Origin of the sequence: Calothrix sp. NIES-2098 (assembly GCF_963875125.1) — a bacterium.
GTDB lineage: Bacteria > Cyanobacteriota > Cyanobacteriia > Cyanobacteriales > Nostocaceae > Aulosira.
On the sequence record NZ_CAWNKJ010000001.1, the window covers coordinates 3,887,524 to 3,913,399 of the forward strand.

Annotated in this window: 14 protein-coding genes; 6 read left to right on the forward strand and 8 right to left on the reverse strand. The window is 41.7% G+C overall.

Annotated features, from left to right (window positions below; translation table 11 throughout):
* Positions 1-12: 12 nt before the first annotated feature.
* Both AACU33_RS16355 and AACU33_RS16360 read right to left on the reverse strand, forming a co-directional pair.
* Positions 13-1,230, reverse strand: a complete 1,218-nt coding sequence (locus AACU33_RS16355) for a DUF1822 family protein (protein WP_339376068.1) — start codon at positions 1,228-1,230, stop codon at positions 13-15.
* Positions 1,196-2,425: a sigma-70 family RNA polymerase sigma factor gene (locus tag AACU33_RS16360; protein ID WP_096589682.1), complete on the reverse strand. Its 1,230-nt coding sequence runs from the start codon at positions 2,423-2,425 to the stop codon at positions 1,196-1,198. Before AACU33_RS16360 ends, AACU33_RS16355 begins: the two co-directional genes overlap by 35 nt.
* A gap of 400 nt (positions 2,426-2,825) precedes the next feature.
* On the opposite strand from AACU33_RS16360, the gene AACU33_RS16365 reads away from it, so the two are divergent.
* Complete coding sequence (locus AACU33_RS16365) at positions 2,826-5,600, forward strand: two-partner secretion domain-containing protein (RefSeq protein ID WP_096589683.1); 2,775 nt, start codon at positions 2,826-2,828, stop codon at positions 5,598-5,600.
* A 38-nt stretch (positions 5,601-5,638) separates the two neighbouring features.
* Here AACU33_RS16365 and AACU33_RS16370 read toward each other — a convergent pair whose 3' ends face one another.
* The 5 genes from AACU33_RS16370 to AACU33_RS16390 all read right to left on the reverse strand — a co-directional run bounded on the left by AACU33_RS16370 (position 5,639) and on the right by AACU33_RS16390 (position 15,146).
* Positions 5,639-8,620 (reverse strand): S-layer family protein, encoded by a 2,982-nt coding sequence (locus tag AACU33_RS16370; RefSeq protein WP_339376069.1) that lies wholly within the window; start codon positions 8,618-8,620, stop codon positions 5,639-5,641.
* A 196-nt stretch (positions 8,621-8,816) separates the two neighbouring features.
* On the reverse strand, positions 8,817-10,343 hold the full coding sequence (locus AACU33_RS16375; RefSeq protein ID WP_096589685.1) for an HlyD family efflux transporter periplasmic adaptor subunit: 1,527 nt from the start codon (positions 10,341-10,343) through the stop codon (positions 8,817-8,819).
* A gap of 55 nt (positions 10,344-10,398) precedes the next feature.
* Positions 10,399-13,332, reverse strand: coding sequence for a peptidase domain-containing ABC transporter (locus AACU33_RS16380; protein WP_096589686.1), 2,934 nt, complete (start codon positions 13,330-13,332; stop codon positions 10,399-10,401).
* Between the two features lie 106 nt (positions 13,333-13,438).
* The gene (locus AACU33_RS16385; protein ID WP_339376070.1) at positions 13,439-14,206 is read right to left on the reverse strand and encodes a peptidylprolyl isomerase; all 768 of its coding nucleotides are present in this window, start codon (positions 14,204-14,206) and stop codon (positions 13,439-13,441) included.
* Between the two features lie 250 nt (positions 14,207-14,456).
* Positions 14,457-15,146: a calcium-binding protein gene (locus AACU33_RS16390; protein ID WP_096589688.1), complete on the reverse strand. Its 690-nt coding sequence runs from the start codon at positions 15,144-15,146 to the stop codon at positions 14,457-14,459.
* Positions 15,147-15,759: 613 nt separating this feature from the next.
* On the opposite strand from AACU33_RS16390, the gene AACU33_RS16395 reads away from it, so the two are divergent.
* Together AACU33_RS16395 and AACU33_RS16400 are read left to right on the forward strand one after the other, a co-directional pair.
* On the forward strand, positions 15,760-18,975 hold the full coding sequence (locus tag AACU33_RS16395; RefSeq protein ID WP_096589689.1) for a two-partner secretion domain-containing protein: 3,216 nt from the start codon (positions 15,760-15,762) through the stop codon (positions 18,973-18,975).
* Between the two features lie 318 nt (positions 18,976-19,293).
* Positions 19,294-20,151: a DUF928 domain-containing protein gene (locus AACU33_RS16400; RefSeq protein ID WP_096589690.1), complete on the forward strand. Its 858-nt coding sequence runs from the start codon at positions 19,294-19,296 to the stop codon at positions 20,149-20,151.
* 170 nt (positions 20,152-20,321) lie between these two features.
* On the opposite strand, the gene AACU33_RS16405 is transcribed toward AACU33_RS16400, so the two are convergent.
* A complete protein-coding gene (locus AACU33_RS16405; protein ID WP_339376072.1) occupies positions 20,322-22,862 on the reverse strand; it encodes a CHAT domain-containing protein in 2,541 nt (846 codons plus the stop codon).
* 361 nt (positions 22,863-23,223) lie between these two features.
* On the opposite strand from AACU33_RS16405, the gene pip reads away from it, so the two are divergent.
* The 3 genes from pip to AACU33_RS16420 all read left to right on the forward strand — a co-directional run bounded on the left by pip (position 23,224) and on the right by AACU33_RS16420 (position 25,776).
* The gene (pip, locus tag AACU33_RS16410) at positions 23,224-24,171 is read left to right on the forward strand and encodes a prolyl aminopeptidase (protein WP_096589692.1); all 948 of its coding nucleotides are present in this window, start codon (positions 23,224-23,226) and stop codon (positions 24,169-24,171) included.
* A 183-nt stretch (positions 24,172-24,354) separates the two neighbouring features.
* Positions 24,355-25,020 (forward strand): class I SAM-dependent methyltransferase, encoded by a 666-nt coding sequence (locus AACU33_RS16415; protein WP_096589693.1) that lies wholly within the window; start codon positions 24,355-24,357, stop codon positions 25,018-25,020.
* Between the two features lie 6 nt (positions 25,021-25,026).
* Positions 25,027-25,776: an SDR family NAD(P)-dependent oxidoreductase gene (locus AACU33_RS16420; RefSeq protein ID WP_096589694.1), complete on the forward strand. Its 750-nt coding sequence runs from the start codon at positions 25,027-25,029 to the stop codon at positions 25,774-25,776.
* The last annotated feature ends 100 nt before the right edge of the window (positions 25,777-25,876 follow it).

Sequence of the window (25,876 nt, forward strand, 5' to 3'; positions counted from 1 at the left end):
TTTAATTAATCGCTAAAAGATGAAATTTTCCACGATCTGAAAGTTATTTATTCCTACTTGAATGCAAAAGTTTTCTCCCTGTTCCACATCAAAACGGGGCAGTTGGACAAAGTTATCTTGGCTTCTGGCTTGTACTTGCTGAAGCAGATCTCCAGACTCTGAAACTAAAGCTAACTTAATATTTTCAGGTAAATGAGATTCTCCAGCTGGAGGATGTAATTGCACTCGGACGCTAATTTGTCTATCTACCTCAGGTATGAGAGCCACGAGTAAAACTACAGTTTTGCGTTCTACTTGCATTCCCAAATCAATCAACTTGGCTCGCTTGGCAGCAACATCTCTCAAACCGTAGCTACTCCTCAATCCTAAAGCAATATTGCTACTATTTGCACCAAAAAATGTTTCTAAAGCTTCCCAGGTTGATGAAAACCTTCCTTCTAACCACTGACTGAGATTAACTTTGATTTGGCTTTGTCGCCGATCGTATAATTGCTGTCGCCACTGTTGGTTTTCTAAAAAGGCTCCCCAAACTGTAAATGGTAATGCCAGCCTAGAAAATGTGGCACTGGGATTACCTAACCGTTGTAAAAGGTTTTCTGCTTGAGTTGTTGATAGTTCTGGTAACGATGCGATTGCTGCTTGAGTTTCCTCTTGGCGACAAAATTGGTAAGTTAAAAAGAAGGCATTAATATCTTTGCTAATTTGCTGTGCTGGCAAGCAGTAGGTACGGTCAATAGCGTCATAATTTGCGTGCGATTTCACTTCCTGATGGGTAGCGTAACCCCAAACTCTTACCCAATCTTCATTTGGTTTGACTTGCACTGCTAAATAATAATCTGCTGCCCAACTTTTAATATCTACCCATTCTTGAGGAATTTCTAACTCGCGATCGTCAATGGCTTCGCTGGGAATTAATACTATCTTCTTGCCACCGCACAAAATCGCCGTTCCATTGACAAATTCCCAAAAACTTGGCATATCTGCACTGCCATACCAAATTTTGGCGTCAGGAAAATATTCTTGTTTTACCCAGTCTAAAAAGACATCCAGACAAATTTGATTGAGATAAGCACACCAACGACTGCTAGGATTTGCATAAATTTGGCTATGGTGCCAAGACTGCGATCGCAATAATGGTGATACCTCTAATAACAATTCCGTTGGTTCCGCAAAGGCAAATGTCATCCTGGATACCTCAAACTGATGAAGTACTAAAGCTAGATTTTGCATAATTAATTCTCAACCACTCTTCCAAAGATGCACTCATATCTTTTATTTGGTTGGAATTTACGGAAATATTCTCTGCTTTTTGACTCCAATTAATTAACGCCTCTAGTAAGGATTCTCTTCCTTTCAGCAACCGCCGGGAAACCGTAGGCTGGCTAATTTTCAACTCTTGGATAATCTGCTGTTGAGTCATTCCCTGTTGATAGTAAAGTTCAAGTATCTTCTGAGATTGAGAATCAAGCTTTTTTAAGGCTGACAGGAGTACATCATGCATCTGAGATAATTGATTTCGTCGGTTGTGAACCTCTTCTTGGGCGATAATATCAGCAACTAATGATTCAGAAGCCGGATCTTTAATATCCAATTCCTGATTTGAATCGTCATCTTGATTGTTGACGTAGAGAGAAGCAACGCTGGGGTAAAGATAATTCCGTACATAAATAGAAGTTTTTTTGAGCCATTCCTCAATGACGACCGAGTTGCATTCCGAGGCTGGGAAAGTTAGCTGGCTGTGTCGTTCGCTATTGTAGAGATTGGCAACATTTTCCCATAATTGGCGATCGGGTTCTGGCAGTTTTTGAATTCCTCCTGGTTGATTTTGCAGATATAGCATCCGGAAGCAAGTCCAAGCTAGGCGATATTGACCTATTTGTGTAGGTGTCAATCCAGCATTTTGCAGCGCTTCCAGCACCACTTTTTTACTCACCTTGCGTAAAAGACCCCAGTTTGTACAAATATCGGCCTCTTTGCGTTGGCGCAGCATATCCTTCAATCTGCTGGGAAAAGCAATTCTGGCGTAGGTTTTTAAACTAGTGGATTTATCAGGGTTATACGCTTCTAAAATTGTTTCTAACTCTGCAATGCCCATTTGGAAGTAATCGCTTAATCCATGCTGAAAGACAGCAAATTTTGCGATCGCTCTTTGGGCTGCCCAATAACAAGTTTCCTGCAAATAGGCGGATAAGTGTGCTTTTGCAAGATTACTTAACTGGGAATTTGAACGCCATATTTTATACCAATATAACGACCAAAAATTATCTGTAAATTTATTTGCCAGGTCTTGAGTTTTGGCGATCTCTGCCAAACTACTCTGCATACTTCGGCGCAACCTAGCGTCTGTTAGCCATTTGCTAAATCTATCTGCTTCTAGTTGGGCAAAGGTAGAGAATATTTCTGTAATTTCTAGACGAGGACGCATAAGCATTTATATATAATTTCCAGCGGTTAGCAAGCGCACGCCAGTTGCTTAAAGTCTGGCGACCAAACGCACTGGCTTGTCTACACTTGACATAGCATATTTACGAAATCTTCCATATTACTACTTGGTTGTACTTATCGATTTTATTCATTTTCGTATCTATAAAAATATCTATCTAAAGATAGATGCAATTGATAAGCTTATTTGGATTTAGCGTGCGATCGCCTACTATCTTCCTCGTCAGAGTGTTAGACAAAATTCAAAAAACTTAACTCAAATTTAGCTACTATCTCTAAGGAAACTCGATTAGCCAGCAAGAAGTTTATCTATAAACGCAGTACATCAGTCGGCGCAAAGTTACGGGGCTGGTAAAGAATAAACTGGTGAGGTTAGCTTAGATATGACAAATAAAAAAGATGGGATTGGTTTGTCATGGTTAATCGGCTGTTTCAGCCTTGCAGTAGTGTGTGCTCCGACTATATTTTGTAGTGAAAACTTTGCCTCTGCTCAAATTATCCCTGATGATACACTAGGCAATACTCCTTCAACTATTACCCCCAATGTCAATATTAAAGGACTAACCGCAGACCGCATCGATGGCGGAGCAATTCGCGGTGCGAATCTGTTCCATAGTTTCCGAGAATTCAATGTTGGCGAATTTCAGCGAGTTTATTTTGCCAACCCCCCAGGAATTAACAATATTCTCACCAGAGTTACAGGAAGTAATATTTCTAATATTCTCGGTACTTTGGGGGTAGATGGTACAGCAAATTTATTTTTACTCAATCCTAATGGAATTATATTTGGCAAAAATGCCAGCTTGGATTTGGGGGGTTCGTTTGTAGGGAGTACAGCGAATGCGATTAAGTTTGGTGATAGTACACTGTTCAGTGCCACTGCATCCCAAACTAAGCCCTTATTAACAATAACGGCTCCCATTGGCTTGCAATTTGAAGGTAATACAGGCAGTATTCAGGTGCAAGGGGATGGTCAAGGTCAAAGGTCAACGTCTGAACTTATTGATACTAATACTGCTCTGCGTGTGCAGCCAAATCAAACCTTAGCTTTAGTAGGTGGAAACCTAACCTTAGAAGGTGGAACGCTGAAGACAGCTGGGGGAAGGATTGAATTAGGTAGTGTTGCTGGCTCTGGTGTAGTTAGTTTAACCCCAATAGACTCAGGTTTTGCTCTCGGATATTCAGCTGTACCAACTTTCGGGGATATCCAATTGTCTGGTGGTGCGGTAGTAGATACAAGTGGTGCTGGTGGTGGTGATATCCAAGTCCTGGGTAGGCGAGTGACACTACAGGATGGTTCTCAAATTGAAGCCAGTACCTTGGGAGTAGAACCGGGAAAAACGCTGACAATACGAGCCTCCAATTCAGTGGAACTGATTGGAGCAACAGCAGATGGTATTCCCAGTACTGTTGCTGCTCTAGTCTATCCAAGAGCCACAGGTGCAGGGGGTAATTTAATCATAGAAACTGGGAGTTTAATCCTCAAAAATGGAGGGCAGGTAGTGACTATTACTTTCAGTTCCGGGGCGGGGGGTTCCATAGAAATAAAAGCCTCCGATTCAGTGGAATTAATTGGCTCAACAGCAGATGTTGTTGACACTGCTTTAGGTGCTCAAGTTTACCGAAGAGCCACAGGCCGAGGGGGTGGTGTGACAATTGAGACAAAAAAACTCAGTGTCATTATTAGTCAATTGGGAACTGTAAGTGTGGGTAAAGGGAATGCAGGAAATTTGACAGTTCGTGCCTCTGACTCAGTAGAGGTAAGTGGAAAAATCGTGAGAAACAACATTGAGAATCCTGCCGGCTTATTAGCTCAGGTTAACATTACAGGTGAGGGTCGCGGTGGCAACTTGACTATTGAGACAAAGCGTTTGAGTGTCAGTAATGGCGGCAAAGTGCAAGTGGCTACTTTTGGTCAAGGCGATGCAGGTAATCTACTGATTCGTGCTTCTGAGATAGAAGTATTTGATACTCCTAGTGCTAACCTTTTTGCTACGGGTATTAATGCGGGGGTTGAAATAGATTCTGATGAAACTGCGATATTACCCAAAGGTAACGGTGGTGATTTAACCATTGAAACTGAAAGCTTGAGTGTGAGAAATGGTGCAACAGTCTCAGTTGCTACATCTGGACAGGGCAATGCCGGGCGATTGCGAATTCGTGCATCAAAATCTGTAGATGTTGTTGGAACATCACCAAACGGTAAATTTAAGAGCCAAATTACTGCTGCGGTGACTCCAGATGGTACGGGTAGTGGGGGAAGTCTGCAAATCGATACTGGAAAGATGATTGTCCGAGATGGGGCTGAAGTAACTGTAAGTAGTTTGGGTAGAGGGGTTGCAGGTAATATTGATATCCAAGCTCGTTCTCTGAGTCTAGACAACCAAAGCTCCATTAGTGCCATCACCAGGTCAGGAAATGGTGGCGATCTGACCTTGAACTTGCAAGAGTTAATATTATTACGTCATGGCAGTCAAATCTCGACTAATGCAGGTAATAACGAGTTTGGCGGTGATGGCGGCAACATCACTATCAATAGCCCCTTTATTGTCGCCGTCCCCAATGAAAATAGCGACATCACTGCCAACGCATTCAAAGGTGCTGGTGGTAAGATTCAAATCAACGCTACGGGGATTTTTGGCATCGCCCCACTTAGCCGACAAGAGCTAGAAAGATTGCGCCCACTAGATTTAGACCCGCGTCAATTGTTAACCAATGATATCACCGCCGTTTCTCAGCAAAACCCTTCTTTGAGTGGCACTATCCAGATCGCTACCCCAGATGCTGACCCCAGCCGCGGTTTAGCAGAACTACCCTCTAACTTAGTCGATGTTTCTGGGGAAATTGCTAACGGTTGTATCCCTGGTAGCAGGCAAAGCCAGAGTTCCTTTATCGCCACCGGAAGGGGAGGATTACCACTAAGTCCCAATCAACCATTACAAGATACCAGTATGTTGTCAGACTGGGTGAGAGTGGGAGAAAAGCCTGCAACTTCTCACCAAGTGCAACTCACGCCAGCATTAGCCAAGTCTGCTACGCAAATTGTCGAAGCTCAAGGTTGGGTGGTTGATGGAAATGGCGACCTTGTATTAGTTGCCCAAAAACCCCAGAAAAATCCGCACGGTTCTTGGCAAGCACCTGTGTCCTGCCCATTGTGAGTCATCAAAAGCGACGGAAAACGAAAGGCGCTAACCTATTAGTGAGGTGCAGTGCAGGAAGTAGCTGTATGCCAAGAACTACTTGGGTTGACATGAGGTACTTGAGCTACCAGCAGGATGTCTCCATTAGTATTGACTAACCAACCATTCGCTTCCACAATCACAGCAGCAGGAGAAACTTGAGGAGTGTTTGAGACTTGTGTTTTGGAAGAATTGTTGGGTTTTGTTCTTGGTCGCACCCACTGTGCAAGGGTGGCAGAATCTTGCAAAGGCTCGGTGGGACTCAGTGGCAAACCACCTCGTCCAGTTATGATAAAGGAACTAGCACGTCGCCTGCTACCTGGAGCGCAAGCAGTATCAATTTGTCCTGAGGCATCAACCAGATTCGTGGGTAGCTCGCTTAAGCCTCGACTAGGGTCAACATCGGGTGTGATAATTTCTACATTCCCACTAAACTCACGACTTACCCCTGTGGCAGTGATATCACTTGTGCGATCGGATAGCACGTCTCGGAATTGAATTCCAAAAATACCTTGGGCATTAATTCTCACATTCCCGCCACGGAAGTTAGCAGAATTGGCACTGATATCACTATTTTGATAAGCAACAAGAAAATCAGTGTCAATATTAATGTTCCCACCAGTGACATTTTCGCCTGTAGCGTTAGTTATGAGATTGCTATTGCGACTCATTATTAACAGTGGTGAGTTAATGTTAATTGTCGCCTGCTCAGAGTTTGGTTCGACTTTAATACTGCGTGTATTGGCACTAAGTAAGGCGTTGTTGTCTAAACGGATAGAGCGTGCATTGACCGTGATGTTACCTGCGGTTCCGGCTCCGGAACTTTGCACGCTTACTCTAGCCCCATCTTGCACTAACAAGGTATTAGTTTTAATTGTCAAACCACCAGCATTCCCTGTTGAGTTTTGCTGTGCAGAAGCAAAAAAGCCACTGACAGACTTTCTATCTGCGCTTCTGCCAATTAATTGCACATCAAAAGCATCAACAGTCAAATTCCCCCCTTTACCCGCACCAGATGTACCAGTTAAGATCTGTGCCCCATCCCGCACTACCAAGGTTTTAGTCTTAACTGTCAAATTACCCGCATCTCCTGTTGAGTTTACCTGTGTAGCAGTACCCAAGGCACTAGAAAACTGACCATCTGCGCTTCTGCCAATTAATTGCACATCAAAAGCATCAACAGTCAAATTCCCCCCCTTGCCCGCACCAAATGTACCAGTTAAGATCTGTGCCCCATCTCGCACTACCAAGGTTTTAGTTTTAACTGTCAAATTACCTGCATTACTGGTTGCATTTGGCTGTGAGGAAGCACTCAAGCTACTGGGAAACTGAATATCAGTGCTTCTGCCAATTAGTTGCACATCCAAAGCATCAACGGTCAAATTTCCTCCTTTGCCACTACCAAATGTACTAGCTGTAACTTGTGCTCCACCTTGCACTAATAAGGTATTAGTTTTAATTGTCAAATTACCCGCATTCCCTGTTGAGTTTGGTTGTGTAGAAGTAGCCAAGCCACTGGAAACGCGACCATTAGCGATTGTACCAATCAGCTTTACATCAAAAGCATCAACTGTTAAATTTCCTCCATTGCCCGCACCAAATGTACTAGCGCTAACTTGCGCCCCATCTCGTATTACTAAGGTATTAGTTTTAATCGTCAAATTACCAGCATTGCCTGTTGAGTTTCGTTGCGTGGAAGAAGTATCTAAGCGACTGCTTCTACCAATGAGATGCACGTCAAAAGCGTCAACTGTTAAATTCCCTCCCTTACCCACACCAGATGTACTTGCAGCAACTTGCGCCCCATCTCGTATTACTAAGGTATTAGTTTTAATTGTCAAATCACCAGCATTACCTGTTGAGTTTGAATTTGCGGAAGCACCTAAGGCACTAGGCAACTGACCATCAGCGCTTCTACCAATTAGCTGCATGTCAAAAGCATCAACTGTTAAATTTCCCCCATTGCCCGCACCAAATGTACTAGCACTAATTTGCGATCCATCTTGCACTAACAAAGTATTAGTTTTAATCGTCAAATCTCCTCCCTCGCCCGTGCTACCGGTACGGGCACGAGTTGATAAAATTGCTCCCTCCCACATAGTCAATTCTTGGACATCAATGTTCATATCTCCAGCTGGCGCACTTGTAAAGGTATTGGCTGTTACAGTAGAGTTTCTTAAGTCTAAAAGCTCAGATTGGATGTTTATTGCACTATCCTCACTTGGCATCTGAATACTGCTGTCCGGTTCAATAGCAATATCTACAAAGCTTTTTTTCAATTTAATATTCCCAAAGTTTTCGATACTTTGATAGTTCAAAGTCCAACCTTGAGGAGTAGGATTTAAATTTACTAGACTATCTCCAGTAACACTACCCAGTTCAATTCGTCCCCCAGGCGCATTCAGAAAAGCACCTTCTAGGTTGATATTGCCGCCCACCAGCGCTAGGGTTTTAGTTGGGGACACTCTTAGCCCTTGCCCCTGTGCGTTGCTTACCGAACCGCTAACCCCTTGCACGCTAATATCTCCAGCATTTGTACCAAATTGCAAACCGATGGGAACGCTGATAGTTAATAGAGATGAAGTTTTGGGAATTTTGGCACTAAAGTCTGTACCATCTGCAAATTTCAGGCTACTCGCTGTACTTGCGATAAACGAACCACCAATATCCAAACGAGCATTTTGTCCAAAAATAATTCCATTCGGATTGATGAAAAATAGATTAGCTACACCGTTAGCTTTGATCGATCCATCAATGTTAGAGATAGACGAACCTGTGACTCGGCTAATAATATTCTGAATATCCGCACCATTATTAAAGAAAGCAGTGCTTCCAGTAGGAACGGAAAACTCTCCAAAGCTGTGGAACAGATTGGTACCCGCTTTGGTTCCTTCTTCAATAATTCTGGTGTTTCCTTCTAGTTTGACGGTGGAATTATTCAGTAGAGTGGCATCAGGGGTAATTTGGGCGAGAGCGCACTTTGGAGTAGCGAGTGTCAAAGATAAGGCGACGCCGAGCGCACCATTTATTATTAGCAAACAGTTGGAGGATAATTTCTGGCTCAAGAATCTACTCCCACACGAAAAGCAGTTGCTTGAATAGAGGTAATTATCTAACACGAGTACTAAATAACTTCATCTGCTTTAGAATACTTAGCTTCGTGCGATCGCTATTCTATTCTCTTTGGTTAAATTTTTAACGCAAGAACTTTAAGCTCTCAGATTTTTTCACAATAAAATCAGTAAAAATACTAATAATAGTCCGCTTTCGTAATTTAATATTAGTGTTAATCGACATACCCGATTGCAAAGGCAGTTCGCCGCCTGTACGAAGTATCATTGTTTGCCTATTCAGACGCACCTTCGCAGGAAAACGCCAGTAAGGATTGATTTGGTCTGGAGGTAGAGCATCTGAACCAATCGAGATTAATTGTCCTTTGATATCACCATACTCTTGGAAAGGATAAGAATCAATTCTGATATCAACTTCTGGACATTGGTCGTAGTCTTGAGTTTGTTTATTAATATCAATTTGATTACATTTGGTGAGATTATAATTATCTTTAACAAAACCAATGTCTTTATTAGTTATATAAATTTTGGCAATTAGTGAATCATCAGGAACTATTTTGAGAATTGGTTGGGTAGAACTGGCGACAAAACCAGGATTTGTTGGTTTGAGTTCAAATACAGTTCCGTCGATAGGAGCAATAATTGTCTGATATTTTAATTTTACTTGCGCTTGACTTAACTGACTGTCAATTTCGTTGATTTTTTTCTGGTTCTCAACAATAATTTTAGTCAATTGACTATTGATTTCGGCAATACTTTTTTCATTGCTGGTAATTTTAGCTAGGATATCTTCTTGAGTTTGTGCAGCAAGGGTGCCCATTTTTTCTTGTGTTTGAGCCATAGATAATTGCAAGCGTTGCTGTTCTTTAGTTAGCCGCACTACTTCCATTTCTTTGTTACGAACATCCTGTTCTTGTCTCAAAGTTTGTAATTTGGGATAAGCTCCCTCCTTAGTAAGAGAACTCAAATTTTTGAGAATCTTTTGATTAATTTCTAGTACTTGTTTAGCAGCAACTAATTGAGCGTCATTCTGAAATAATTGTTGTTGAGTTTGTGCTATATCTAACTGCATTGTGGCTAATTGCGAACGTAAGTCATATTCGCGAGAATGCAGGCGTAATTTTTGTTCTAGAGTAAAGTTAACTCCCGCACTGGAACCATTTAACTGAGCGCGATACAGTTGATTTTCGGCGATAAATTGCGCTCGGTTTTGAGTTAATGCCGCAATTTCGAGGGGAATGTTTAATTTAATCGCTTGTTGGGGTGTAGGATTTGCACTAGCTGTATTTGTTAGCTGACTGCGATAAAATTCATTTTCTTGTAATAACACTGCGCGGTTTTGCCGTAGCGAACTAATTTCTGCTTGAGTAGTAGCTTCTTCTAAGCTGATGAGAAGTTGTCCTTTTTTAATTTGTTGACCTTCTTTAACGTGAATTTGTTTAACAACACCGTCCACGGGTGTTTGGATATCGGTTACTTCTCCCTGTGGTTCAAGTTTACCTTGGGCGGGGATTGCCTCATCAATTTGGAATACACTTGCCCAAATTAGAGTAAAGGCTGTAACGCCAATAATTCCCCAAGCAATGGTACGCGACCAAATGGGATTTTGTTGTAATAATACGGGTTGATCGAAGTTATATGTGGTAGTCATTTGTCATTTGGTGTTTGTCATTTGTCTTGTTGATCGCCCATTACCAACTTCTCAATTACATTTGTGATTCTTGCTGTTGGTAAAGGCAGTAATAATAACCTTTTAAAGACATCAATTCTTCGTGGGTTCCTTGTTCTACAATTGAACCGGAATCCATCATTAAAATCATGTCAGCTTTATGTAGGTTGCTGAGTCTATGGGTAATAAAAAATACTGTTTTACTTTGAAATGTTGCTGCTAAATTGCCACAAACTTGAGCTTCAGCGTTGTAGTCTAGGGCACTGGTAGCTTCGTCTAGAATTAACAATTGAGGATTTTGGAGGACGCTACGCGCGATCGCAATTCTTTGTCTTTGTCCACCAGAAAGCCCCGAACCCCTTTCTCCAACTTGAGTGTTGTAGCCGTTAGGCAAGTTCATGATAAAGTCGTGTGCATAGGCAACTTTAGCAGCATTGATAATCTCTTCATCGCTAGCATCAGGAGAGCCTAAGGCGATATTTTCCCGGATCGTACCATCGAATAGCAGGGTATCTTGCAGTACAAATCCAATTTGACGACGCAGAGAATAGAGTTCAACTTTGCTGATATCATAACCGTCAATCAAGATTTTCCCAGTTCTGGGTTCGTAAAGTCGAGGTAGCAATTTTAATAATGTACTTTTACCAGAACCGCTTTGTCCCACAATGCCCACAAACGAACCCGCAGGTATATCTAGGTTAATATTGCATAGTTGCAATGCACCATTTTGTCGGAAACTGAAGGAGAGGTTTTCGTAGCGGATATTACCCGAAATTGCAGGTAAAAGGATGTTTTGCGCGTCGCTTTCAGTTTCTTGAGGAGTGTCTAAAATATCGCTGAGGCGTTGCAATGACAGTGCTGTTTCTTGGAAATTTTGCCATAGTTGCACCAAGCGCAGCAGGGGACTAGTAACATAATTTGCCAGAATCCGAAAGGCGATGAGTTGTCCGAGGGTGAGTTTTTGGTTGAGGACGAGATAGGCACCTACCCACAACACGAGTAAATTAGAAAGCTTGTTGAGAAAGCCACTGACAGAACTAGCGGTTGTTTGAGTAGAAATGGTTTTGAAGCCAGCGCTGATATAGCGTCCATATCTTTGTTGCCATTGCCAACGCGATCGCATTTCTAAATTTTGCGCTTTCAGAGTCTGCATTCCCCCCATAATTTCTACTAAGTAGGAGTGGGTGTCAGCATGGCGTTCGGCTTTTTCTTGCAGTTGTCGCCGCATTAAGGGTGAAACCAACAAGTTAACTAAGGCAAATAGAGGTACTGTTGCCAATGCAACTATAGTTAGCACCCAACTGTAAATCATCATTACTAAGATGTAAATGACTGAAAATACAGCATCCATCACCACAGTCAGGGCAGTACCTGTCAGGAACTTGCGGATATTTTCTAACTCACCCACCCTAGTAGCTAAATCACCGACAGGGCGGCGTTCAAAATAAGATAAAGGCAGACGCAGCAGGTGATTGATAACTTCTGAACCTAAAGACAAATCTATACGGTTGGTAGTATCAACAAATAATTGGGTGCGAATAGCTGTGAGTATAGCTTCAACTATTGCCACCACGATTAAAAATAAACCAAAAACTTCTAAGCTGTCAGGGCTATTATTAATAATAACTTTGTCAATAATTACTTGTGTTGCTAAGGGATTAACTAACCCAAAGATTTGCACCACCATTGAAGCAATGAGAACTTCAATGAGAACTTTGCGATAACGTCGCAGTTCCGGAACAAACCAACGCAGACTAAAGCGCGACTGTGGTGTATTTTTGCTAGTTTGCAGCAGCAAGACTTCGCCTTGTTCTCCCCAGGTTTCTGCAAAGCTACGCACTTGACGACGAATCAATCCGATCTCCGGAACCGCAATCAATAATTCTTGGTTGCTGTTTTTGTAGACGATCGCGAAACTATCTTGCCAAGAAATCATTATAGGTGGTTGCAGTTTGGCGACGGATGCAGCCGGAACTCTTACCATTTGGGTTGTTAAGCCCATCAATTCTGCCACTGCACCGCAAAATTGCAGAGATATCGTACCGCTTTGTTCCATCTGCTTTGCCAAAATTCGCCGCAACATATCTCTGCGAAAAGGCAGGTTAAAATACTGACTCAACATTTGCAAGCAAGCTAAAGTTGCGTCTTGGGGGCCTCTACCTTTGAAATAAGGAAACTTAAGATTTTGAGACTGTTGGGTTGTAGTAGGTTGAGTAGAAATTGCTGGCGCGTAGGGAATATCTGCTAATACAATTTCTTGAGATGGGCTAGGTGATAATTTTGGCAGTAAATCCTGGGGTAAGCCTAACAAACGCATACCTGCTGCTAGCTGTAGGTGAGGATTTGCAGTTGCCAAATCTAAGCGACTCCCCACCGGAAATTCTGTATTGGAACTGCTGCTAACTAGCCACAACATTTCTGGATCTAGTTTTCCTAGAAGAATTTTTCTTGGGGAGGAATAGATGACAGCTTGAGCGATCGCCTTCTGTGCTAACTTCGCTACATCAACGCTACCATCTGCGCGACGGCTGAGTTCTTCTCCTAACAAGTCGTAAACTTCTATGAGTGCAGGAGTAGTATGCAAAACGCCTGCAAAATTTGACTCTCGCTTTACCAAATGCCAAAAATCCGCAATCGGTAGATTCAGACAAACCATGTCTGTAGATGCGATCGCAGTTTCACAAGCCACCCCCCGCACATGAGAAACCCAACCGATAACTTCTCCTGGTTGCAGTAACTTCAACGCCACAGGTTGATTTGTAGTTTGTTCGTAACCGATTAAGCGGGCTTGTCCTTGATAGATAATACTAATATGCAGCGGCATCACTTCATGAGTCAGAATCTTCTGCCCCATCCGATAGCGCAAAAATTGGACGCGATCGCGTAAATTTTCTAATATTTCCTTTGGTAAGCAATTAAAGGGAAATATTTCCGCTAAAAATTCTCTAATATCAACACTAGTAGTAGTCATTAGATTTTAGATTTTAGATTTTGAATTATTCTTTATTTCCTCTAAGCCAATACGGTTCAGGTAAGCCTTTTTTCTCTCTCCCTGCACCCTGCCCCTCTGCCTAAACCTAAGCCGCCTCTGCTTTCATGCGATTAGTTACCAGCCAGGCTTTATCTGTATTTGGTAATTGCTGGATTTGTTCTTGCAACCAAGCTTCAAACAACTCCTTTAGCAAACGTTCGCGCATAAAAACATCTAGTTGGGCAGGAAGTAATTTTTCTAATTTAATAATTAAGAAATATTCCTCAAAAGGTATGGGATGCCAGAGTTGTCCTGGATGGCTTACCTGTAATTGTCTTGCGATACTTGGATGCAGCATTCCCATTTCTACAGGCCCGATAATGCCATTTGTATCGGCTTCCGGGCCAAGAGAATAGGTTTTTGCCAGTTCGCCAAAGCTTTGTTCGCCTGCTTGAATGCGAAAATGTAGTTCTTGGGCAATACCTAGTTCAGATGTGCGAATCATTGAATAGACAACGCGATCCAAGTATTTTTTTCGTTGTAAAAAGTAAGACTCAAGTTTTTTTCCCCAAGTAGCCTGTTTAAATTTCTCAATTCGGAGTTTGCGAGTGGCTAAACTTTGAAATTGTTGGTGGTTCAAACCGTAACGTCTTAGCCATGCTTCGTGAGTAGCAATGTCGTGAATTTGATGTTGTTGAAATAATTTTTGACAAGCTGTAGCGATTTCTTCTCTGGTGCAAGCTATAGATGCGATCGCTCGTTCAACGATTGTTTCCCGCAATATTTGCGGTAGCATAGTAGTTACTAAGGGAGTCAATTCCCGATTGCTAATAGTTTGATTGTTAATCTCTAAAGTATTCATCGAGTTTTGCATATATCTCTTTCCCTAACTTGCTAAATCCAGTGATGTTTGTCTCTATTGAGCTAATAAATAATTGGTAGTACTCAGTCCTGTTTATTCACGCATACAGAAATTTTTGCAAAACCCGCGCTTTGCCAATCCTCGATCGTGTCCCGATGCGATCGCAAAAAGGCAGAGGAAGAAAATACTTCCAGCTGCCTGAGGTGAAAATTAAATACCCATGTCGTCTAGTTGATGAACTCAGATAGCACTCACAACATTATTAAACAAGCGCAATGTCAAGTTGAGTCGAGAACCCAGCAGGCTTATTCTCAATGCTTGCAAACTGGACAGCACCAACAGAATCATAGGGCGAAGCATCAAAGAACAAGGCACCAGTGTTGTAGTTATAGCTGAATTGACTCAGAGAAGAAGCACCAAAAGTAGATTTGACAATCTCAATCTTGTCGCCTTCTGTCCACTGGAAGTCTTTGATAATATCTATGCCTTCAGATTGATAGTTGAAGACAAACTTATCTGCGCCAGCACCACCGTAGAGGGTATCTTGTCCAAAGCCACCATAGAGTTTATCGTTACCAGCTTCACCATTGAGGAAATCATTGCCATAACCACCAGAGAGTGTGTCATTGCCGTAATAACCCAACAATGTATCGTTGCCGTTACCACCATTGAGATAGTCATCGCCATACCATCCATCTAGGTAGTCATTGCCCTCTTCACCATAGAGATAATCATTGCCATTACCACCGTTGAGGTAGTCATTGCCATAGTATCCCAGCAATGTGTCGTTACCACCTTCACCATATATGGAATCATCGCCATACCAACCATCAACGTAATCATTACCTTCGCCAGCGTAAACAACATCGTTGCCACTATAGGCGTAAATGTTATCTGCGTAAGCTGTTCCATACAGGTATTCACTAGCGTTAGTACCGTAAATATTAGTCATGTTAATTTCTCCAAAACAATGAGATAATGTTTGCAATTGAAGTTATTGACGAAGTGTGTTTCAGTCAGATGACTCAAAATCCACTTATGTCAAATTTGAGGACTCAAAAGATAAGCGATCGCAATCAAAGCTCGCTTACTTGGGTGACTGTAACTAGCGATTGAAGTAAAGCCATTACCAGCGATCGCTAGTTACATCTTTTTTTGCCCCTACCAAATTATTGGTAATACGTAATTTTTTTATTCACGGTTACAGTCTCATGAACCCAAATCGTAAGGTAGTTAAAGGGTTGGTAGATGATTCTTATCTGTGGAGAAGTGATGTCTGCCTTGAAAAGTTCAGATCGGCGGAAGCCGCCGCTCCGACTTTTCGCTACGATGGGCTACGCCTACGCGTACAATCTACACACTTTGTAACCTCGATACAACCAGTGATACTCTCCACTTCTGCCAAAATAGAAAATTAAATGCGTACGAGCTGATTACTTGGTGCGGTTATTGCCCAAGGAGTTACGTAAATTTAGAAGCTAGCTACAAAGCTGCTTTGATAGTTTTCGCAGATATCTAATATTTCATCAGCGGGCACAGCAATACGTTGATTTAGAGGTATCAAAATGATGTGGCATGATGGTAAAAGCATGAAAGCAAAAGTGGGAAGTGCAATTGGCTTTACCACTGCCGTGTGTGCGATCGCTTTTTCTGTAAACTGCGCTCAAGGTCAAATCACGCCCGATAGCACTCTACCAAATAATTCCACAGTCACACTCCAAGGAAACACCCACGTTATTGAAGGCGGAACTAGAACCGGTGGCAATCTATTTCACAGCTTCAGGGAGTTTTCAGTTCCCACTGACGGTACTGCTTTGTTTAACAATGCTCTTGATATTCAAAACATTATTAGCCGTGTAACGGGCGGGTCAGTATCAAATATTAATGGTTTAATTCGCACTAATGGTGCAGCTAATCTGTTTTTGATTAACCCTACTGGGATTATTTTTGGCGAAAATGCCTCGTTGAATATTGGCGGATCGTTTTTAGCAAGTACGGCAAGTAGCATAAAGTTTGCTGATGGCTTTGAGTTTAGCACTAAGGCTCCAAAGGAAACATCATTATTAACTGTGAGTGTTCCCATTGGCTTGCAATTTGGCTCAAATCCCGCAGGTATACTCAATCAATCACAAGCAACAAATAGTAGTGGTGAAATTGTTGGTTTACAGGTACAACCAGGTAAAACCTTAGCTCTAGTAGGTGGCAATGTAAATTTAAATGGTGGTTTATTGCAGGCTCCTGGTGGTCGAGTTGAGTTGGGAGGATTGTCAGAAACAGGAACTATTGGAATAAATACGGATAGCAATAATTTAAGTCTAAGTTTTCCTGATGGGGTAATGCGCTCAAATGTATCGCTAACTAATGGGGCATCAATTTTGATAACGACTCTGCCAACCCAAAGTAGTGATGGCATTATTGTGAATGCCTCACAACTAGACATGGAAAATAATTCTGCAATAACAACACTAAGTCAAAATAGTTCAAAAGATGCAGGCGACATCACAATTCAAGCCACTGACTCAGTAAAACTTACCGATGAATCTTCAATAGGTTCAATATCGCTTGATACGGCAGTTCCCAGTGCCAAAAGCGGCTCAATTATCCTTGAAACTGGCAAGTTGATGATTCAGGAACAATCACAAATAGCCACTCTCACTAGCGGACAAAGGCGAGCAGGTAATCTTACCATTTATGCCCCTGATTCTGTAGAACTAACCGGAGCATCATTAGATGGTAGCGTAAGCAGCGGCTTATTTGCTCAAACTCTTGGTTCTGGAGATGCTGGAGTTGTGAGCGTAACTACAGGAAAGTTAATTGTCCAAGATGGCGCACGTATATCTGCCGCTACTATTGGTGAAGGAAGAGGAGGTGATTTGTTAATTAACTCTGACATAGTAGAACTTAGTGGAACCTCTGCTAATGAGAAGCAAAGTAGTGATTTGTCTTCTAATGCTACTAGTTCTGGTGCTGCTGGAGATGTAAAGATTAATACTCAGCAGCTAACTGCAAAAAATGGTGCATCAGTATCAGCTTCTACCACAGGTAGCGGGCAAGGAGGCGTGCTGGAAATTAACGCATCTGACATGATTCAATTAATAGGAAGATCGACAAATGGTACGCAAGCAAGTGGTGTATTTGCAGATACTATCATAGGTAGCGGAAATGCTGGAGATTTAAAAATCACTACAGGACGATTACTAGTGCAGGAAGGAGCTTTTGTATCAGTCTCCACATTGGGTCAAGGTCAGGCGGGAAATTTAGAAGTCAAGGCATATTCAGTAGAACTGATAGGTACATTCGATGGCAAGAATCCTAGCGGGTTATACGCTGAAGGGGATATAGGAGCTGGTGGAAACATTAAAATCAACACCAATCAATTAATTGCTCGCAATGGTGCAAGAGTTAGAACAAATGCTTTTGGCGCAGGCAAAGGCGGAAGAATAGATGTGAATGCCTCCTTGATAGAACTGACTGGAACGGCAGCCAGTGGGTATACGAGTGGCTTGTTTACCAGCTCAGAGGAAGGAGCGACAGGTAATGCTGGAGATTTAAATATTGTTACAGAACGACTGCTTGTACAAGGTGGAGGAGAAGTATCGTCTGGTACATTTGGCAAAGCTCAGGGAGGGAATTTAGATGTGAGCGCTTCTGACTCAATCGAGCTTATTGGTACAACCCCAGATAGTCAGCGTAGTAGCGGATTGTTTACCGGAACTACAAACACAGGTGCATCAGGAAATTTAAAAATTGAAACAAGACAACTATTCGTTAAAGATGGAGCTACAGTTTTAGCCAGTACATTTGGCGCAGGTCAGGGAGGAAATATAAATATCAACGCCTCTGACTCTATTGAATTAATTGGGTTTGCATTAGATGGTTTCCCCAGCGGTTTATTAACCGAAACCAGGGGTACTGGAACTGCTGGAAATTTGAAAATTACTACAGAGCAACTAACTGTTAAAGATAGAGCTAATGTTTCTGTAAGTAGTCAAAGGACAGGAAAAGCAGGGAACTTAGAGATATTGTCTGGTTTGGTGAATTTAGATAACCAGGGAAAACTTATTGCTGAAAACACTTCAGGTAACGGTGGAAATATTACCCTACAATCACGAGAATTATTGCTGTTGCGTCGTGGTAGTCAAATTTCAACGACCGCAGGCACAGTTCAAGCTGGAGGCGATGGCGGTAACATTACCATAAACTCCCCCTTCATCGTCGCTGTCCCAAAGGAAAATAGCGACATCAACGCCAATGCTTTCACTGGTAAGGGTGGTAGAGTTGACATTACAGCTTATGGGATTTTTGGCATTCAGTCTCGCAATAGCCCAACTTCTTTGAGTGACATCACTGCTAGTTCAGAACGTGGAGTGGCTGGCACTGTTGAAATTAACACACCCGATATAGACCCCAATCGAGGCTTGGTTGAACTCCCAGCCAATTTGGTTGATGCTTCCCAGCAAATTGCCAACAGTTGCACTCCTGGTAGCCGTCAAAGCCAGAGTTCCTTTATCGCCACTGGACGGGGAGGATTGCCAATCAGTCCCAATCAACCGTTACAAGATACCAGTATGTTGTCCAACTGGGTGAGAGTGGCACAAAAGCCTGCTACAACTTCTAACCAAGTGCAAGTCACGCCATCATTAGCCAAGTCTGCTAGACAAATTGTGGAAGCGCAAAATTGGGTAGTTGATGGTAATGGTAATGTTATGCTGGTTGCCCAAGCACCGCAGGCAAATCCCCGGAATTCTTGGCAAGCATCTGTATCCTGTCCGGCATTTTAGAAAATAGGCCAAATAGCCTTTGAATTTGGTGAATAAACCGAGAAAAGCCAACCAATAAATAAGCTATCTCGGCTTCAATACCAGATATAGGCAATATCAAAAATTTAAGCATTCTTACGCATCAGCCAAAATTTCAAAACGATACAAATGTATTATTAAATATAATAAAAACCTACATTTTTTCAAGGGATCTAATTGTAGCTTTTTGTATAGAGTTTCCGTAAATATGAGATACCAGCGCGATTAAACTAAGAGTCTGTCTACAAAACAATTAGATTAGAAAAACTCAAAACCACTTTTATTCTGATAGTTAGAGCCATGAAATCATTGTTTCAATTAATGAAATCGACATTGCCAACTGTACTGATATTGGGTGGTATAATTCAATCTTCGATATTGGTTAAAGCTCAAACTCCAGTACCAAAATCTTCTCCACAACCAGCATCATCTAGCAAACCAGCTTCTTCTCCCAGAAATCAATCTCGACCTATTTTTCGTTGGACAAAACCTCCAGTCGGACTCAGTACTATATCTGGGCGTAGTATCGGGATGGGAAGCCGGAATTTGTGTCCCGATGTTCAGATACCTTTAATTGCTTTAGTACCATTTAAAGAACGGAACTCAGCTACAAACTCTGACAATAAATCAGTTTCAGCAATCTCAATGGATGTGTGGGGATTAACCACAAATGAACGTCCTAGCTTTTGGTTTTACGTTCCTTATACAAAAGAGATTGCTAATGCGAGTGCAGAATTTGTATTGCAGGATAGTCAAGAAAATGAAGTTTATAAAAATGCTGTATCTCTACCTGCAAAACCTGGAGTGATTGGCGTTAACCTACCATCAACAGCTACACCTCTAGAAGTGGGTAAAACCTATCGTTGGTTTTTCAAAGTTAACTGTAGCGGACAAGAAAGTGCCAGCATTCCAATTTATGTTGAAGGTGATGTGCAGCGAATCAATTTGTCCGCTACTCTGTCAAACCAAATCGCAACAGCACAACTAAAGGATAAGATTGCTATTTATGCTGAAAATGGCATTTGGTTTGATGCATTAAATTTGCTAGCACAACTTCGTAAAGCTAACCCGAATAATACATCTTTAGTTAGTGATTGGGAAAGTTTGTTAGAGTCAGTCAGATTGGGAAACCTTGCCAACGCTCCATTGGTAGAATAGGAAATTTATAAACCTTGTTTAAAAGTGATTATGCAGACCGGACATGATATAAGTCGGTGAGAAAAAACAAAACTATGTAAAGAAAAGTAAAATCTCTGTATTTGGCTCGTAGTCGCGCTTTAGCGCTAAAGCGCGACTACAAACAAGGATGATTATTTGCACCGACTTACTTATAACCAATTACCTACAAGTACGTAAGGTGCCCATTGAGAAGGACGACTGTAATTATCACTCTTTAACATTTTAATTTGAGCCTGACGTAGTGCTTCTGATTTTGTCGTTTTACCACTAGTTAATTGGCTGTAAAACTCGCTGATAAAAAAAGCAGTAGAATCATCATTTATATTCCACAAAGAAGCTAATGTACTTCGCGCACCAGCTTTAATGGCAACTCCGGCTAAACCCAATGTGGCGCGGTTATCTCCAGCTGCGGTTTCACACGCACTCAAAACTAGCAATTCCACAGGTTCACTACGTTTTTCACCGCGACTTTTGAGTAATGTATCCAGTTCGCCAACATAGATACGTTTGTCATAAGCCAAAATAAAAGTATCTGTGGCTTTGGAACTAAATTTGCCATGTGTTGCTAAATGAATAATTCTGTAAGGTTGTTGATTAATTGTTTTTTCTAATATTGTGCTTCTAAATTTATCGTCTAGTAGTGTGGTTGTCTTAACACCCAATTCCTGAATTTCATTTAGTTCATTTTTTACGTAAGGAAGTGGTGCAAAGTTCTCATGTTGAGGTATTTGTGAAAGTCCTCCTGTTAGGGCATTGAAATTAGCTTTTGTTAATGCTTGAGGTGTAAATAGTTGCAATCCTGGGCTAAGAGCTACGGCATATTTTTGGATTAAATATTCTTTGCCGTCATATAATATAGACATGGGAATATTCCGCAAAATTCCATCGGGAATAAAAACTAGTGTATTCACACTACTAGCTTTTAAATCATCTGCTACTGGTTGAATTAGCCAGTTATAAAGCTGCTCTGAGAGTTGTTTAACATTCTTTGTTTTTTCAGGTTGAACAATATCCTTTCGCAATTGCATGACAACTTGCTCAACTTGTTTGCGACTCACTGTATTATTTTTATATATCAGCGGTCTGTTAGGAAGTTTGAGGATAACTGCTAATTGGTTTTCGAGAATTATAGGATAAAAAATAGCAGTGTTAGGATTATCTTTATCTACTACTTTGTCAAGCACGACAAATTGGTTATTTAAGCAAGCTTCGCGAAAGAAATTATCTAACTCAGCTATTTGTAGGGTTTCAATGCGCTTGCGAACTTTATCTAAGTCCGGTTTACCTTGTCCCTTTTCTTGTAAAAGCAATTCTACTGACTGGCGGTAAATGGGTTCAACACGATCGCGAAAATTAAATTGGACGTCGCGGTTAACTGCAACTAAGTCGCTGCGCAGGGATTGCAAAGTGGAAACTGCTGCATCGTAGGATATGATGGCACTTTTTATGTTCCCCTTGGTTTTCAACAACCTTCCCAATTGCCATTGCCAAAGATAAGCTATGTCTGAGGCATCTATTTCTTGCGCAATCAATAATGCTTTCTCTGTCAATTTTTGGGCTGCATCTAGCTGTTGAGTTTGTTCGTATACTTCCCCCAAACTTCCCAGCGCGTAGGATTCTCCCCGCTTATCTGCAAGGCTTTGCGCTTGTTGTACAGTTCTTGCAAGTATCTGAGCAATATCTTTATTGTCACTAATATTATTAATAGTGCGAGCAAAATTGATACTTGCATACAGACTTGAATGATTCAGGGGTAAATTAGCTAATTGGGATTCGATAATCGGAACCAGCGCTTTCGCATCTGCTGTTTTTTCCGTTTCCACCAGCAAGCTAAGTTGATTGATCTGTGCTTGGATTTTGGTAGAAGAGTTAGGTGCAAATTCCGCCGCTTTTTGGTAATGCGCGATCGCACTGGGAAATTCACCTTTTGCTCTTTTGGTATTACCCAAGCTAAATTCTCCAATACTCACATCTTCGGTTAATTTGAGGTTTTGGGCGATATCTATACTTTGTTGCAGAACTTGTTGCGATCGCTCAAAATCACCTGCTAGTTGTAATGCATTCCCAAGCGATCGCAAAGCCGCAACTTTCATTGCTGAGTCGGGTTGAGTTTGCAATTGTTTATTAACTGTTTGCAATATATCCAATGCACGACGGTAGAAGCCAGAAATTCTTAAGGCTTGAGCTTGATTGATCTGACTGTGCGTTACTCCCTCAGCATTTCCTAATTGTTGCCAAAGTTTCTCTGCTTGTTGAGAAGTAGTCAAAGATACTTCTGGCTGTCCTACTGATAGTTGCAGTCCCGCCTGAATTTCCAAGGTTTGCGCCAGAATTGCCAAAGCTTCTGAGTTTTGACGATCGACTGTTAACTTTTGCTCTTTTGCATCCCAACCTAGTAAGTTTAAGCTGGCATTTATAGTATTTTCAGCTTCTCGCAACGAGCCTAATTGCTGATATACCAAAGCCAGATTGCTTAAAGCTGCGGCTTGGCGGATATTATCCTTTTGCAACTCATAAGCGCGAACAGCTTGTTGAAGAGCGATCGCTGCTTGAGAAAAGTTCCCCGATTTATACAGCTGTTCGCCTTCTTCAATTAGCTTTTCTGCATTTGTAGCAGATTGAACTGTTGAGATATTAGCTACGGGTTCGTTAGCAAAGGTAATAGGAAGGTAAGTTAGGTAAAAAGACAAGGTAAATAGAAGTATGGAATTTATTACAACCTGTCTTCGCCTCAGGAATTTTTGTAGAAAAAAGCAAATTCCACGTAGTTGATTAAATAATCTTTTTGTCATCTATCTAAAGTATTATATTGACGTATTTGCGTTTAAATTATCGCACTCAATTCATTAGCGCATCGCAGAGCAATTAAGAATAAGAACGCACTTTTTTAGTGCCAACTTCTAGGCTATACTACTGTCTATTTACTATGGGGTCGAATTAATTTAAATATAAGTCGAGTAATTGCACTGCGATTATGTATTAAATAACTTAATTATCCCATTCTTTTCTAGAGTCTGATAGTTTTTCAGTTAGTGTTTGTAAATAACTAGAATGCCAGAACTTTACCCACCTATCGCACCCTACCGAGAAGGTAGCTTACAAGTTTCTCAACTCCATACAATTCATTTTGAAGAGTCTGGGAACCCAGATGGTAAGCCGATTGTGTTACTTCATGGGGGGCCTGGTGGTGGTTATCTACCTGTTTATCGACAGTACTTCAACCCTGAAAAATGGCGCTTAGTGATGTTCGATCAACGTGGTTGCGGTCGGAGTACACCCCATGCGGAATTGCAGGAAAATACAACTTGGGATTTAGTTAACGATATTGAAAAACTACGTCAGCATTTAAGTATCGAGAAGTGGGTAGTTTTTGGTGGTAGTTGGGGAAGTACTTTATCTTTAGCTTACAGTCAAACACATCCTTCGCGTTGCACAGGCTTAATTCTGCGCGGTATCTTCATGCTCAGACAAAAAGAATTGCGCTGGTTCTATCAAGAAGGTGCAAGCTATATCTTTCCTGAGGCTTGCGCAGAATATCTCAAACCAATTCCGATAGACGAACGCGACGATCTCCTGAGTGCTTATTACCGACGTTTAACTAGTCCAGATTTGCAAATTAGGCTAGAAGCTGCTCGTGCTTGGTCAGTTTGGGAAGCTAGTACCAGTAAGCTATTTCCAGATCCCCAACTGATGCAAACCTTTGCAGAGAATGAGTTTGCTTCGGCTTTTGCTCGCATTGAATGCCATTATTTCGTTAATAAAGGATTTTTTGACCCAGAAGATCAATTACTGCTCAATATTGACCGCATTCGCCATATTCCAGCAGTCATCGTGCAAGGACGTTATGATGTTGTTTGCCCAACGATCTCAGCATGGGAATTGCACTGCGCTTGGCCAGAAGCCCAATTTATAGTTGTTCCTGATGCTGGACACTCGATGAGCGAACCGGGGATTCGCAGCGCTTTGATTGAAGCCACAGATCGGTTTGCCAGTTTGTAAAAAACTCAAGTTAATGCAGACTCTCAAAAGGGTGAAGATAATTTATCCAGCGCGATCGCTTTGGCTTATTCTCTCAATTTTAAACATTTACACGCCTGATATTTTCTACACCATAGTAATATACCTTAAATCAATCGGTTTACCGTATAATAAATTCTTAAATACTTCAAACTATGAACTCTAATGGCTCCTAGTAAAACGCTGCATCTACCAAACGAACTTTACCAATATCTGTTGTCTGTCTCTTTGCGAGAACCAGAATTACTCTTCAAATTGCGGGAAGAGACAGCGCGCCATCCCAGAGCAAATATGCAGGTGGCACCAGAACAAGGACAGTTTCTTGGTTTTTTAGTCAAACTAATTGGCGCTAAGAAGACTCTGGAGTTAGGAGTTTTTACAGGTTATAGTTCTCTCAGCGTTGCCTTGGCATTACCACCAGAGGGTAAAATCATAGCTTGTGATGTGAGCGAAGAATTCACAAGCATCGCTCGTCGTTATTGGCAAGAAGCCGGAGTAGCAGAAAAAATTGACCTGCGACTGGCTCCAGCTATTGAAACTTTAGATAAATTGTTGGCAGAAGGTGCAGCAGCAACCTTTGATTTTGCCTTTATAGATGCCGACAAGGAAAACTATTATGCTTACTACGAGCGAGTGCTAAAGTTAATTCGACCGGGTGGGTTGATTGCTGTGGATAACGTGCTTTGGTCTGGACGTGCAGCACAAGCAGATGTTCAAGACTCTGCTACCAATGCTATCCGAGATTTTAATCGCAAGCTGCACCAAGACGATCGCATAGATTTAAGCTTGATTTCTATAGCCGATGGACTCACTTTAGCAATCAAACGTTAATCGATCATGGCAAATAAATTAGACGGCAAAGTTGCAATTATTACCGGAGCTTCTTCTGGTATTGGTGAAGCCACAGCACTGGCACTAGCAGCAGAAGGAGCAACAGTAGTTTTGGCTGCGCGTAGAGGCGATCGCTTAAATGCCCTAGCAGAAAAAATTGCTACCAATGGAGGCAAAGCTTTACCTATAATTACAGATGTGACAAATGAGGCTCAAGTACAGAATTTAGTTCAGAAAACCAAGACAGAATTCGGTCAAATAGATATCCTCGTCAATAATGCAGGTATTGCTGTTGTAGGTGAGATAGATGGTGGTAATACCTCAGATTGGAAGGACATGATTAATCTCAATCTGTTGGGATTGCTATATGTCACTCATGCTGTATTGCCAATCTTAAAAGCGCAAGGTGCAGGGCATATCGTCAATCTTTCATCCGTAGCAGGGCGCACGGCACGAGTTGGTATTGGCGTATATAACGCGACGAAGTGGGGTGTGAACGGTTTTTCAGAAGCCTTGCGAAAAGAAGTTTGCAAACAAAACATCCGTGTGACTATCATCGAGCCTGGTTTAGTTAATACAGAAATTAGCGATCGCATTTCCGATCCCATTGCCAAACAAAATATTGAAGAACGTCGTCGTTCTTTAACACCTTTAGAAAGTGAAGACATTGCGGCGGCTATAGTTTATGCGGTAACGCAGCCGCCTCGTGTCAACGTGAATGAGATTCTCATTCGACCAACGCAGCAAGAATGGTAAATTTGGGAGAGAAATAAGGCTGAAGAAATTTCATTGCCATGCATGAAAAAGGGCAAGGGAGACAAACTGATACAAATCGCTTCCTCTGCCCCCTCTGCCT